This is a genomic window from Dactylosporangium salmoneum, assembly GCF_039532525.1.
In the GTDB taxonomy this organism is placed as follows: domain Bacteria; phylum Actinomycetota; class Actinomycetes; order Mycobacteriales; family Micromonosporaceae; genus Dactylosporangium; species Dactylosporangium salmoneum.
Genome location: NZ_BAAARV010000098.1, coordinates 1 through 13,546, shown reverse-complemented (window position 1 = coordinate 13,546; position 13,546 = coordinate 1). Strand labels below are relative to the sequence as shown.

At 75.1% G+C, this 13,546-nt stretch carries 8 protein-coding genes; all 8 read right to left on the bottom strand.

The features are described 5' to 3' along the window. Positions 1–81 precede the first annotated feature (81 nt). A complete protein-coding gene (locus tag ABD352_RS48160) occupies positions 82–588 on the bottom strand; it encodes a SigE family RNA polymerase sigma factor (protein ID WP_344619368.1) in 507 nt (168 codons plus the stop codon). Between the two features lie 121 nt (positions 589–709). Next, the gene (locus ABD352_RS48155; RefSeq protein WP_344619367.1) at positions 710–2,218 is read right to left on the bottom strand and encodes a vWA domain-containing protein; all 1,509 of its coding nucleotides are present in this window, start codon (positions 2,216–2,218) and stop codon (positions 710–712) included. Further along, positions 2,215–4,893: a hypothetical protein gene (locus ABD352_RS48150; protein WP_344619366.1), complete on the bottom strand. Its 2,679-nt coding sequence runs from the start codon at positions 4,891–4,893 to the stop codon at positions 2,215–2,217. Before ABD352_RS48150 ends, ABD352_RS48155 begins: the two co-directional genes overlap by 4 nt. A gap of 52 nt (positions 4,894–4,945) precedes the next feature. Next, positions 4,946–7,591: a hypothetical protein gene (locus ABD352_RS48145; protein ID WP_344619365.1), complete on the bottom strand. Its 2,646-nt coding sequence runs from the start codon at positions 7,589–7,591 to the stop codon at positions 4,946–4,948. Between the two features lie 8 nt (positions 7,592–7,599). Then, positions 7,600–8,958, bottom strand: a complete 1,359-nt coding sequence (locus ABD352_RS48140; RefSeq protein WP_344619364.1) for a hypothetical protein — start codon at positions 8,956–8,958, stop codon at positions 7,600–7,602. Positions 8,959–8,986: 28 nt separating this feature from the next. Further along, positions 8,987–10,540, bottom strand: a complete 1,554-nt coding sequence (locus tag ABD352_RS48135; RefSeq protein ID WP_344619363.1) for a hypothetical protein — start codon at positions 10,538–10,540, stop codon at positions 8,987–8,989. Further along, positions 10,537–12,549: an AAA family ATPase gene (locus ABD352_RS48130; RefSeq protein WP_344619362.1), complete on the bottom strand. Its 2,013-nt coding sequence runs from the start codon at positions 12,547–12,549 to the stop codon at positions 10,537–10,539. The genes ABD352_RS48135 and ABD352_RS48130 overlap by 4 nt, the downstream gene beginning before the upstream one ends. Beyond that, the coding region (locus tag ABD352_RS48125) for a hypothetical protein (protein ID WP_344619361.1) at positions 12,546–13,546 on the bottom strand (1,001 nt) is incomplete at its 5' end. The genes ABD352_RS48125 and ABD352_RS48130, both read right to left, overlap by 4 nt.

The following is a 13,546-nucleotide window of genomic DNA, read 5'->3' as shown; positions in this document are numbered from 1 at the left end:
CCCCACTGGCCACCGCGCTCGCCGGCGCCGGCGCCTCCGCGACCGACTCGAGCAGCGCCCGGACCCCTGTTTCGTCCATTCTCATCCCTCGATCCCGACTTGGTGGGCGTCCAGCGCCCGGCGAAGTGCCTCCAGCCCGCGGGCGGTCTGGCTCTTGACCGTGCCGGTCGAGCAGCCCAGCGCCTCGGCGGCGTCCTCGACCGAGAGGTCGCAGTAGTACCGCAGCACCAGCGCGGCACGCTGCCGCGGCGGGACCTCGGCCAGCGCCCGGCGCACCGCCAGCCGCATGGCCGGGTCGTCGTCCGCCGGGCCGGGCCGGTCCTGCGGCTCGGCGCGCAGGTCGACCCGGCTCGCCCAGCCGCTGCGCCGCTCGCTCAGGAAGACGCGGACGACCATCGTGCGCACGTACGCGTCGAGGCTGTCGGCCCCGTCGGCCCGCCGCCAGTGCAGGTACAGCCGCGTGATCGCGGCCTGGGCGATGTCGTCGGCCCGGTGCCAGTCCTGGCACAGCAGGAACGCCACCTTGCGGATCCAGGGCAGCCTCGCCGCGACGTACTCCACGTAGCGCCGCTCTTCGTCAACCTTCACCCCGCGTCACCAACCCCGCTCTCCGGCGATTCGCAGTCCTGACGCCACCGGGCCCGCGCGGGGTTGCATCAACGCCGGAGGCCCCGCGGACGAATCCGCGGGGCCTCGTCGGGGCCTTGCGTCAGCGGGCGCGCTCGTCCATGACGTGCTCGAAGTTCACGCCGTTGATGAGCACCGTGCCGCGCGACGGCAGGCTGCTGACCTGGGTGTGCTCGGCGCGGCGGTACTTGATGACGTACTCCAGCCCCTCCCGGTTGGCGAAGCCGCGCGGCACCCGCTTGGCCACCACCTCGGCCTCGCCCTGCAGGCCGCGGCCCTCCAGGCGGGACTTGCGGCCGCTGAGCTCGAAGCGGGCCTGCTCCAGCCCGGTGGTGGTGTCCAGGGCGACCAGCGTGCCGAACTGCTTCGGCCGGCGGGTCGCGACCAACACGCCCAGCGCCACCAGCAGGATCAGCACCAGCCCGGCGGCCACGCCCTGCACGATCCAGGTGCCGACCGAGGCGGTGCCCTCGACCCGGACCGGCTGGACGGCCGGGGCGGTCGGCACGTTCAGCTCGATGTCGGGCGCCAGCGGCGCGGCCCAGTCCGACGCGACCGAGCCCTGCAGGCTCAGCGTGGCCGTGGCCGAACGCTCCCGGTGGTACGGCACCGGGCCGGCGCCGGGCGCCCAGTGCAGGCGCAGGTCGAACGACTTGCTCTCGCCCGGGCGCAGCTCCACCCGGTCGGGCACGTCCCCGGTGAGCGCCGGCCCGCCGTCGGCCCGCACGGCGAGGCCGGTGACGGTCAGCGGCATCTTCGCCGCGTCCGAGCGCAGGGTCAGCTTCACGGCCGCGTCGCCGGCGCCGAGGTCGGCCCGCGCCGGGGCGGTCCAGGTGGCGGTCACGCCCTTGCCGATGTCGCCGGCCAGGGCGAGCCGCGCCTTCTCCAGGCGGGTGTGCTGCTTGCTGCGGTCGAGGTACTCCCCCATGTCCGCGATCTGGTTCGGGTCCAGCGTGTCGGTGTCCTTGAACACGTTGCCGAGCAGCTTCGCGCCGGTGGTGCCGGTGCGGGTGAGCGGCAGCGCGTAGCCGTGCACCGAGCCGGCCTTGAGCTTGCCGGCCCGGGCGGTGAGCGCCTCCCAGGGGGGCCCGTCGGCGGTCGGGTACGGCGAGCCGGCCGGCGGCTCGTGCGCACCGTCGGTGATCAGCACGACGGTGGCGACCGGGGCGGCGTCGCCCCGCTCGAGCTCGCCGAGGGCCCTGGCGATGGCGGCCCCGATGTCCGTCGAGTTCTGGCTGGGCGCGTCCGGCAGCGCGCCGATGATCCGGTCGGGGTCCCCGCCGGGCCCGATGTAGCGCGCCGTCGGGGTGTTGTCGAAGGTGTACACCGCCACGTGATCGGTCCGCGTCAGCCCGGCGACGAACGTGCGCAGCGTGCTCTTCACGTTGCCGTAGAGGTTGTTCGTCGCCATCGACCCGGAGGTGTCGACGAGCACCACGTAGTCGGCCGGCACCCGGTCGACCTCGAGGAGCCCGAAGATCTCGTCCCGCCCGGGCGCGGCGGCGGCGGGCCGCGCGAGCCCGGCCGCCGCGCCGAGCCCGACGAGGACGGCGAGGACCGCCCGCAGCGGCCGCGACAATTGCTGGTTCATGCTTGCTCCTCGGGAGTCGTTCCTCGTGCCCCGTTGCCGCGCTCGCCTTGCTCGGGCCGGTCGGGACCGCGCTCCCCGGCTTCGGCGAAGAGGCGGCGAAACGTCTTGAGCTGCCGGCGGCCGGGTGGTGGCCGCTCCGGCGGGGCGGGCGCCGGCGCGGCCCGGTCCGCCGCCGGCTGCCGGCGGCCGGGTGGTGGCCGCTCCGGGACGGGTGCCGGCGCGGCCCGGTCCGCCGCGGCGAGCAACTGCTGCAGAAGCGGGGCCAGCCACCGGACGGTGCTGATGAAGTGCGGCGCGAACTCGCGCAGCGGACCGGCCGGGTCGATGGCGTGGGCCTGGAGCGCAGCGCCGAACGCCTTGTGCCCGGCCCCGGCGCTCGGCGAGAGCCGCAGGTGGCCGATCAGGTCGATGACCGCGCTCTCGCGGCCGGGCCGCAGCCACGGCCGCATCGCCTCGAGCACCTGCTCGTGGTGCAGCTCCGGCCGTTCGAGCAGCGACCAGAGCGCCTTGAGCACCTCCCGCGACGTGGCGGCCGGGTCGGCGCACACGCGGGCCAGGTCGGTCAGGCCCGCGAGCCACGGATCGATGGCGGCGCGCCATTCGGGGCCCAGTTCGAGCGAGGCGCGCTGGTCCGGGTTGGCGGTGAGGTAGGTGCCGACGAGGCCGGCCGCCCACGGCCGCAGCGACGGCTCGATCCGGTCGACGACGGCGACCAGGTCCTGCGCCTCGGTGTCGTCGCCGATCCGGGCCGCGCGGGTGGTGAGCGCCTCCCGCAGCCGCTCGATCAGCCGCTCCTTCACCGGCCGCAGCGCGGAGAAGCGCCACGCCTGCTGCATCCCGTCGAGGTAGGGCTCCGGCAGGCCGCGCAGGGACAGCAGGGTCTCCGGCCGCTGCTCGGTCAGCAGCGCCAGCACGTCCAGCCGGCCGATGGCGTCGAGGTCCTTCTTCGGCCGCAGCTGGGCCCGCAGCGTCGCCAGGTGCCCGCGTAGCAGCGCCCGGCGCCGCTCGTCCGCCTCGCCGCCGCCCAGCCGCACCGCCAGCCCGGCGAAGTCGCGCCAGTGCAGGCGGAACAGCTCGGCCAGTCGCTCGTGCTGCTCGGCGACGGCCAGCAGCGTGAGCACGGCGTCCGGCCCGCCCCCGCGCAGCGCGGCGAGGTCGGGCGGCACGACGGCGGCGAGGTCGCCGCCCACCACGGCCAGGATCGGCCGGGCCCACCGCGTCTCGTCGGTGACGAGCGATGCCCACAGGGCGAGGACGGGCGCGACGGCGCCGGGCCGCTTCATCAGGTGGGCCACCAGCTGGACGCCCGCCTCCGGGCGGCTCAGGAACCGCAGGTGCAGGTCGGGGTCGCCGGCGACCTCCGGGTCGAGGTGGGCGAGCAGCCCGACGTAGGCGGCGATGCCGGCCGGGCGGGGCCGTTGCAGGACCTCGTCGGTGAGCAGGCGCACGAGCGCCCGGGCGGCGCCGGGCCGGGCGCCGGCCACCTCGGCCAGCCGGCGCAGGCCGTCCTGGTCGCCGGCGGACAGCAGCGCGCGGGCCTGCTCGGCGAGCGCCCGGGTCACGGGCGGCGACCACAGCTCGGCGAGGGCGCGCCCCGCCGGGTCCGCCTCCGGGCCGGGCCGGGCGGCCCGGTCGACCAGGAACTCGCAGTACACCTGGCGCATCTCGTCGTCGTCGAGCCCGTCCAGACCGAGGCGGCGCAGCACGTCGAGCACGGCGCCGAGGTCGGCCCGCCCGGCGCGGATCGCCTGCAGCACCGCCGCCGGCAGGTCCAGCCGCCGCAGCAGGCCGGCCACGTCGCCCGCGTCGCGGCTGTGCTCGGGCTCGTGCTGCGTCATGAGGTACTGCACGAGCTGCTCGACGCTGCGGCCCCGGCGCAGCAGGGCGGCCAGCGTGCGCAGATAGGCCCCCGCCGCCGCGGTGCGCGGCGCGGGCACGGTCCACGTGTCCAGCGAAACCTCGCGCTGCCCCTCCGCCGCCCGCTCGGCGAACGTCAGCGAGATCCGGTGCCGGGCCCGGTGCCCGGCCCAGGTGGCCGCGGTGAGCTGGGCCCGGTAGCCGTACGGCAGCAGCGCGCAGACCGCGTCGAACAGCCGGATCCGCTCGACCACCGACGGGTAGCGCCCGGCGGCCGACGTCAGCACCACCTGCGCGCCGTCCAGCAGCAGCGCCGCGATCCCGGCGACGAACTCGACGCCGAAGCTCTCGACGTCGCGGACCAGGGTCGCGGCGTCGACCGGCGGCGGGGCGAGTTGCATGCGGTTGTCGCCGACGCCGGGCGGCCCGGTGTGCACGTCGTGCCAGCCGAGGTCGAACATCGCGGCCGCCAGCCCGGTGTAGGTCAGCGCGCCACGGGCGGCGCCGTCGAAGCCGACGATCAGCAGCCGGGCCGGGGTGATCGGCTGGCCGGTGCCGTCGCGCTCCTCGCTCCAGCCGAACTCCATGAGCCCGAGCACCGGCCCGTCGCCGAGCCGCCCGGTGAAGCCGTACCACGGCAGCGCCTCGGGCCGCCCGTACGCCGGGCCGTCCGCGGTGCCGGCCAGCAGGGAGCGGACGCAGCGCTCCGCCACGGCCGCGTCGATGCTGGCCGCGCAGATCTCGCTGTCCATGGTCCGGCCGGGCACCTTGCTGAACAGCGCCCAGTCCGCGATCACCGTCGTGGCGCCGACCGACATCGCCGCCCCTACCCGCTCCGGCGGCCATCACGCCGCCCCGACAGCTCGCGCGTCACTGCTGCTTCCCGTCGTCGCGATTGCGTTTCAAGCGGAACCGGCCCTTTGCCCTTTTGGGCGGGACCTCCTGCGGGAACTGTGGCGGGGGCGGGGCCTGGTGCGGGGGACGGGGACTGGGACTGGGCCGGGGCGGGGCGGCGGGCAGCTGTGGCTGGTAACGGTCGACCCACGGCTGCATGTACTGCACCTGGGCGGCCATCACGCGAAGCGCCATGATGAAGTTCGGCCGGAAGTCCCGCAGCGGGCCGCCCGGATTGGTCACGGTATCCAGCAGCGCGTCGCCGAACTGCACGTGCCGGCCGTTGGGCGACGTCCGGAACCCCCAGATCAGCATCATGGTGTCCACCCCGCGGTCGGGCTGCAGCCACGGCCGCAGCGCCTCGAACACCTGCCCGTAGTCCGCGATGGGCTCGTCCATCAGCGCTGCCATCGCCCCGGTGACCTGCGGCAGGGTGCTGCCGGTGTCGGCGCACACCTGGGCCAGGTGCGTGATGCGCCGCAGCCACGGCTCGATGAGCGCGGCCCAGTCGGGGCCGAGCTCGAGCGTTTTGCGCTGCTCGACGTTCGCTCCCAGGTACGCACTGATCCGGCCTGCGGCCTGGGCGCGCAGCGACGGCTCGACGGCGTCGACGACGGACATCACGTCGTAGACGTCCGCGTTCTGCCCCAGCCGGCCGCTTCTGACGTCGAGCGCGGCCGCCAGCCGCTCAACCAGGTAGGGGCGCACCTGGTCCAGCCCTCTGCTGCGCCAGAGCTGGCCCATCGCGGACAGAAAGGCGCGCGGGATGTTGGAGAGGTTCAGCACGCCGCGGGGCTCGATCCCGGCCAGCATCAGCACCACGTCCAGGCGGCCGTGATGCTTGAAGTCGGACGGTTGCCACGCCGGAATGTCCCGGTAGAGCTCCTTGCGCACCGCGACAAGGTGATTGCGGAAGTCGGCCCGGGACTCCTCGTCACCGGCCAGGCGCAGCCGGGCGCCCACGTGGGCGATGGCTCCCGAGTGCCGCTGGAACATCGGCACGAGCTGGCCGTTGCGCGCCGCGACCTTCATGGCGGTGAGGTCGCCGTCCGGCCATTCCTTGTTGAGCGCGGCGAAGTCGTCCGTCCCGACCCTGGCCATGTCGCCGTTCGCGGCCACGATGACCGGGAGGGCCCACCGCGTCTCGTCGGTGACGAGCGAAGCCCAACGCTCGAGAACCGGCTCGAGCGCGCCGCCGGCGCCGAACAGATGGGTCACCAGCTGGATGCCCGCGGCCGGATGCGCCAGGAACGTCCGATGCACCTCCTCGTCGTTGCCGGCCGGCCCGACGCGGGCCAGCAGCCCGATGTAGGCGGCGATGTCCTCCCGGCGCGGGTGCGTCGCCACCGCCGTGGTCAGCCGCCGCACGACCGCCGTCGCCCACTCCACCGGCAGGCCGCCCAGCAGCGCCGTCAGCCGGTCGAGGATCGGCTGGTCGCCCGCGGTCAGGGCGGCGTAGACCCGACCGGCCAGCGCCGCCACCACGGTCGGTGACCACGCGCCCGTCAGAATCCGCCACGCCGCTGCCGCGTCCGGGCCGTCGCGCACGACCTTGTCGAGCAGATACGCGCAGTACCGCTGCCGCATGTCCTCGTCATCGAGGCCCTCGAAGCCGAAGCGGTCGAGCACGGCGGCCACCTCGCCGAGGTCGGCCTGCCCGGCCTTGATCGCGCGCAGGACCAGGCCCGGCATGTCCATGCGGTGCAGCAGGTCGACCGCGTCGGCCGGGCCGCGGCACAGCTCCAGCTGGGTCTGCACGGCGAGGTGCTGCACGACCTGCGTGACGGTCTTGCCCTTCTTCAGCAGCGCCACCAGCACCCGTACGTAGGCCTGTGCCTCCTCGGTCTGCAGCGGCGGCACGATCCTCGTGTCCAGCGACACCTCGACCTGGCCGGCCGCCGCCCGCTCGGCGAACGTCAGCGTGATCCGGTGCCGGGCCCGGTGGCTGGCCCAGGTGGCCGCGCTGAGGTAGTGCCGGTAGGCGTACGGCAGCAGCGCGCACACCGCGTCGAGGAGCCTGATCCGCTCGACCACGGCCGGGTAGCGGTCCTCGGCCGCGGTGAACACGATCTGCCCGCCGTCGAGCACGAGCGCGGCGAGGCTGCCGATGAAGTCCACCCCGAGCCGCTCGATGTCGGCGGCCAGCGCGTCGGCGTCGGCCGGCGGCGGCGTGAGGCGCATCGGATGGCCTCCCGCGGCGCCCGGCGGGCCGGCGTGGATGCCGTGCCAGTCGAGGTCGAACAGCGCCGCGGCCAGCCGGGTGTACGTCAGCGACTCCCGCGCCGCGCCGGCGGGCTCGGCCACCAGCAGTCGGGCGGGCGTGATCGGCTGGCCGGTGAAGTCGCGCTCCTCGCTCCAGCTCAGCTCCATGATCGCGGCGGCCGGGCGGTCGCCGAGCCGCCCGGTGAAGCCGTACCAGGGCAGCGCCTCCGGCCGGCCCGGCGCCGGGCCGGCCGCGGTGCCGGCCAGCACCGAGCGGATACAGCGCTCGGCCAGGGCCGCGTCCATGCTTGCCGCACGGACCTCGTAGTCCATCTTCTGGCCGGGCACCTTGCTGTACAGCGCCCAGTCCGCGACCACCATGCCCCGGCGCTCGGCCGAGTCGAGGGAGAGGCTCGACATGCGAGGGCCTACCGGCGCCCGGAGCGGATGCGCTGCTCGAGGAAGATGAGCGGCTCCAGCACGTTGATCGGGCGCGGCCGGTCCCGAACCTCGGGCTGCTGCCCGGCCCGCGTTGCGACGTTGCTGAAGTCGCGGAAGTCGAAGATCTGGTTGTGGTTGAGCCGGAAGCCGACGGACGAGGTGGCGAAGTACTGGATGCGGTCGGGGTGGAAGTACGCCTGCAGCCCCTCCTGCACCATGCCCGCGGACCCGCCGAGGACCCGGGCGCAGACCCAGTCGAAGAACTCCTGCGAGCGCTCCTGCGGCACGCGCGGCAGCCGGTGGCCATCCGAGTCCTGGGTGACGAGGTCGGTCTGGGCCACCAGCCGGCGGAAGAAGGCCTCGTCGTCGAACTTGGTCACGCACACCGCGATGGCGTGCGGCAAGCGGCCCTTCACGAGCCGGCCCTCGGCCGCCATCCGGGCGGTGAGCAGCTGCAGCGCGCCGTAGAAGTACTGGAAGCTCTCGTCGCCGCGCTGGGCGTCGACGACCGGGTCGACGAGGTAGATCAACCCGTTGGCGTTGGCGAGGTGCTCCAGCGCCTGCGGGTCGACGTTGTTGGAGCGGTAGTACTGGCCCGGCGGGTCGTACAGCTCCAGCGTGAACTGGACCTCGGCCGAGCGGCGCACGCCGATCGAGCGCAGGATCGAGTTGAACCCGCCGGGCGGCGGGGTGCCGTGGAAGCTCCAGCTGATCCCCTCCATGCTCGTCGAGGCGGCGGGGAAGCGCCGGGCCCCCGCGAGCTGGTTCACGCTCTCGTTGAGGAACTGCGCGGCGGCCTCGTCGGTGCCGGCCACGATCCACGTCCCGTGCCGGCCCTGCATCGCGGCCAGCGGCAGCGAGGCCAGGTAGGTGCTCTTGCCCGACCGGCTCGAGCCCCACAGCCCGATCCGGACCGTCGAGTCGCCGCGGGAGCCGCCGGACCCGGGGATGGGCAGCGGGGCCGGCTCGCTCATGGTCCGCGTCGGGATCGGTGCCGGGTTGTCCGCCGGCAGGTTCGGCAGGGTGATCCGCAGTCCCTCGTTCGGCGGCGACTGGCGGGGCACGGCGGTGGCCGGCGGCGGCGTGTAGGAGGGCGGCACGGAGCTGGCGGGCGGCGCCGAGGTCACCGGCGGCACCGCGGTGGTGACCGTGACGGGCGCGTTGCCGTTGGCCGGCGGGGCGGCTGCGGCGGCGAAGGGGTTCTGCCGGTCGGCGGAGGCGTTCGGGCGCGCCGCCGGCTGGTTCGGGCGGTCCGCGGCCGCGGCGAAAGGGTTCTGCGTCGTCGGCTCCGGCGGGTCGTAGGACGGGCGCGGGTCGTCGGCGTATGGGTCCTGCGGCGTGGTCATCGGCGCTCCTCGTGTCTCGTTCGGTACTTCACGCGCCAAGGCTCTGGCGCATGACGGCGACGGCCACGTCGAGGCCGATCTTCTCGGCGACGTCGAGGATCCAGCGCCCCGCCCCCGCCAGGAAGCCGCGCACCCCGGCCTCGTCGCCGCGCTTCGCCGCTGTCGTTGCCTGACGGACGAGTTCGACGGACTCCAGCTCACGGGGGCTGCGGGGGCCGGCGCCGAGCACCTCCGTGAGGTCCTCGAGCTGCCGGGCCAGCAACCGCAGGTCGGTGCCGGCGGCCTGCGGCTGGTGCTGGACCTGGTGGACCGGGCCGACCCGGTTGTGGCTGCCCAGCGCTCCGGCGACGTTCACCGGGCCGCCGAAGTGGTTGGTGTCGCCCATCGTGGTCTCCCGTCGGGTCTCCGCCGCGGCGTTCGCGCTCGCGATCACCTGGATGTTGCTCAGCTGGCTGCGGTGCAGGGACTCGCGCAGGTCGTCGATCTCGGCGCGGTAGCGGCGGTCACGCTCGAGCCGGCGCAGGGCGCCCCGCAGCAGGAAGTCGTGGCTGGTGCTGTCGGGCCGCTGGGCCAGCACGCCGACGTGCAGGTTGCGAAGGCCCAGGCGGGACATGGTGGCCCAGTGCTCCCGGGCGGTGCGGATGCCGGACAGCGCCTCGTCCCAGTCGGCGCGGTCCATCGCGGTCTCGGCGCCGGCCAGGTGGACCCAGCCGCGCACGTACTCCAGCTCCATCTGCCGCAGCGCGACCATGTTGCGGTTGGGCCCGGCGGCCCGGGCGGCCAGGATCGAGGTCTCGAACGACTGCACGGCCGCGCGGCCGTTGTCGATCACCTCCAGGAACCGGCCGTCCTGGGCGGCCTGGAGCATCTCGTTGACCGCGCCGAGGGTGGTGACGTCGACCAGCGCCGAGGTCAGCTCGCGCACCACCTCGGCGACGATGGTGCGGAACGGCTCCTCGACCTCCTCGAGCTCCTGGGCGTCGGCGAGCAGTTCCTCGTAGACCACCTGCACCTCGTCCAGCGCGTCGTGCGCGCCGCGGTAGTTGCCGATGCGGTTCTCGGCGATGGCGGCGTACAGCGTGAGGTGGGCCAGGCCGATGCGCCGGCGCAGCTCGCCGACGCCCGCCTGGGGCAGCTCGCTGTCGGCCAGGGCGCCGTAGTACTCCAGCGACTCCCGCATCAGCTGGGCCGCACCGTCGAGGTCGCTGGCCAGCCGCCGGGCCTCGGCCAGGTTGATCAGCCGGGCGCCCTCCACGATGAGGATCAGCCCGTCGGCGAGGTCGCGCCACTGCTGCAGGTCCTGCGACTCCTCGCAGTCGTCGTCGTTGATCCGCAGCCGCTCCCGCTCGGCGATGCGCCGCAGCGTGCGGTTGAGCTCCAGCACCTGGTCGAGCAGGCCGACCGCCTCGTGGTGCTCGCAGTTGGCGGTCAGCGCCGCCGAGTGGCCCAGGAGCAGGTTCTCCAGCGCGGTCTCGGCCTCGGCGTAGGCGCGGAACTGCCCGGCGTCGAGCTCGTCGAGGCTCTCGAAGCGGGCGATCTCGGCGATGAGCAGCTGCGGGTCGGGCTCCTCCGGGCCGGTCACGGGTGCTCGCCTTCGACGATTTCCCCGGGGTACCGCTGGATCCCGAACGGCGGCGAGGAAGCCGTGCGGTGCACGAGGATGCGCGCGCCCGGCCCGGGGGCGTTGGCCATGATCCAGCGGTTGAGCGGCACGCGGATCCACTGCTCCAGCAGTGGGTCGCGGATGGGCCGGGCGCCCAGGGCGGCGCCGCTGGTCATGACGTGCTCGACGATCGCGCGGTGGATCGCCGGGGCGTCGAAGACCAGCTCGAAGCCGCGCGCGGCGGCCGACGCGGTGATCTGGCCCAGGAACTTGTCGGTGATGCTGCGGATGACCTGCTCGCGCAGGATGTCGAAGACGACCACCCCGCTGCCGAGGCGGCCCAGCAGCTCCGGGCGCTGCAGGTCCTCGGTGAAGAAGCGGGCCACGGCCTGGTTGAAATGCTCCTGCACGAATTGGTACGGCGGCACCCCGCCCGGGTGCGAGCGGTGCAGGGTGGCGGCGCCCTGGTTGGAGGTGAAGATGACGATCGAGTGGGAGAAGTACGCCGTGCGGCCGTGCCCATCGGTCAGCCGGCCGTCGTCGATGATCTGCAGGAACTTGTCGAAGACCTTGCGGTGGGCCTTCTCGATCTCGTCGAACAGGATCACGCTGAACGGCCGCTCCCGCACCCAGTTGGTGAGCACGCCGCCCTGCTCGTGGCCGACGAACCCGGGCGGCGCGCCGGTGAGCCGCTCGCTCGCGTGCTCCTGGCTGAACTCGCTCATGTCGAAGCGGCGCAGCGCCGACTCGTCGTCGAAGACCAGCTCGGCGATCGCCTTGGCCAGCTCCGTCTTGCCCACGCCGGTCGGGCCGACGAAGAAGAACACGCCCTTGGGCCGGTTGCCGGTCTCCGCGTCGCCGGCCACGAAGTCGACCCCGACGCGGGCGTTGACGAGCACGTCGGCGACCGCGCGCACGGCCGCGGGCTGGCCCATGACCCGGGCGCCCAGCATCTGATCGGCCCGCCGGACCTTGTCGATGTCCAGCTGCTCCCACGGGTCGTCGCGCACGCCGAAGCGGTGCCGGGCGACCAGCCGTCGCGGCGCGCCCGGGCCGATGCCGGTGAGCCGCGAGGTGACCTCCAGCGTCTGGAGGTCCCGCACGGTCATGCCGTCGGTGAGGTTGGCCAGGGTGGTGACGGCCTGGTGCAGTACCGCCGCGGGGGCCTCGGCGGCCCGGTGGAAGCGCCCGATCTGCCCGGCCAGCACGTCGGCGCGCTCGGCCGGGCCGGGCCGGTCGGCGAGCACGGCCGCGACGTCCGGGCGCTCGGTGAGCCAGGCCGGCAGCTCGCCGAGGTCGCGCACCACCAGCACGACGGCGTTGCGCAGGCCGGGGCCGGACGGCGCGACGGCCGCCTCGGCGAGCATGTGCCGCAGGTGCGCGACGTTGGCGCGGTGGTGCTCGTCGAGCTGCCCGGCGGCGCCGACGATGAGGTCGGCCGAATCGATGACCATCGCCACCGGCGCCTCGGTCTGGGTCATCAGCCGCCGGATCGCGCCCAGCGCGTCGGGGGTCGTGCGCGGCTGGGCCGGTGGCGCGGCGCGGATCGCCCGGCGCAGACTCTCGTCGGCCCGCGCGACCCGGTCCGCCCGGCCCCCGTCCTCGCGGCCCGCGTCGGCCGTCTGGGCGGCCGGCTGGGCGGCCGGAGGCGCGGCCGCGAACGGGTTCCAGGCCTGACGCGACGACGACTGGGCCGGGACGGGCTCGGTCGCGGTCGGCGCGGGCGCGGCGGTCAGCGGCTCGGCGGTGCCGCGCATGGCCTCGTCGCGGTACGTGATGCCGTCCACCAGGCTGTAGCGGCCCACGGCGCGGTAGCCGGTCATGGTGAGGAACTCGCCGAGCACCGCGGCCAGCGGCTCGTAGCGGTTGTTCCACCGCACCACGTCGTCGACGTTGCCGTGCACGATGAGGTGGCGGTGGCGCTGCAGCTCCTGGTAGGCCCGCACCAGCCACGGGGCGGCGCGCAGGCCCTCGGCGGCGGCGGTCACGCGGCGCCCCGCGCGGTGCGGCCCTGCTGGCCCGGCGGCACGGCCCGGCCCGCCGGCGGCGGGCGGTCCGGGTCGTCGGCGTCGTCCCAGCGCACCGCGCCCGGCTCGAAGCCGTCGCCGCGGGCCTCCTCGCTGAGCCGCTCGATGATGTCCAGCAGCGGCGCGCACGAGCGCCCGGGTGTGCCCGCGGCGACCTCGCCGGCCATCGCGTCGGTGGTGTAAAGCACCTCGGTGCGCGCGTCGGGGTTGTCCCGCACGAGCACGGCGAACGCCTGGCCGGCGTGGCCGTACGCGCGCAGCTCCAGGGCGCCATCCACGCCCTCGCGGTAGCTGGCCGGGTCGACCTGGAAGCCGGTGCCGGGCAGCGCGGCGACGATCGACTGCAGCACCTCGCGGCGCTCCACGATGCGGTCGCAGAGGTCGTCGAGGCCGCGCTCGGCCGCCTCCAGCGCCGCGTGGACCGGCGCGGTCGCGGCCTGGACCGCCTCGAGCTCGCCGCGCCGCGCGGCCGCCTGCAGCCCTTCCACGGCCCGGCGGGCGTCCTCGGCGCCGTCCAGCGGCACCTGCGCCCGCGCGGCGTCGGCCTCCAGCACCGCGAGCCGGTCGGCCAGCTCGGCGACGAGGCCCTCCGCGGCGGCCGCGCGGGCCTGCTCCTCGTGCCGGCGGGCGAGGACGCGGTCGAGGTGCTCGTGGACGTACGGGGCCAGGTCGCCGGCGCGCCGCAGGGCGGCGGCCGGGTCGGCCTGGCGGCGGGCCCGGACGAGCCCCTCCTCGACCTGGTCGTGCCCGGCCGGGTCGAGCCGGGCGCGCTCGGCCGCCGGGACGGCGGCCAGCAGCTGGTCGAGCGCCGCGAGCCGGTCGGCGGCCTCCCGGCGGCGCCCCTCGGCGATGCCGAAGTGCAGGGCGGCCAGCGCGCGGTCGGCCAGGTCGAGCCCCTCGGCGGCCTTGCGCAGGGCCTCGGCGCCAGTGGCCCCGGCGACCGCGGTCCGGGCGGGGG

Coding starts and splice junctions, on each gene's coding strand:
- ABD352_RS48155 (WP_344619367.1), bottom strand. CDS start 2,218: ATGAACCAGCAATTGTCGCGGCCGCTGCGGGCGGTCCTCGCCGTCCTC.
- ABD352_RS48150 (WP_344619366.1), bottom strand. CDS start 4,893: ATGTCGGTCGGCGCCACGACGGTGATCGCGGACTGGGCGCTGTTCAGC.
- ABD352_RS48145 (WP_344619365.1), bottom strand. CDS start 7,591: ATGTCGAGCCTCTCCCTCGACTCGGCCGAGCGCCGGGGCATGGTGGTC.
- ABD352_RS48140 (WP_344619364.1), bottom strand. CDS start 8,958: ATGACCACGCCGCAGGACCCATACGCCGACGACCCGCGCCCGTCCTAC.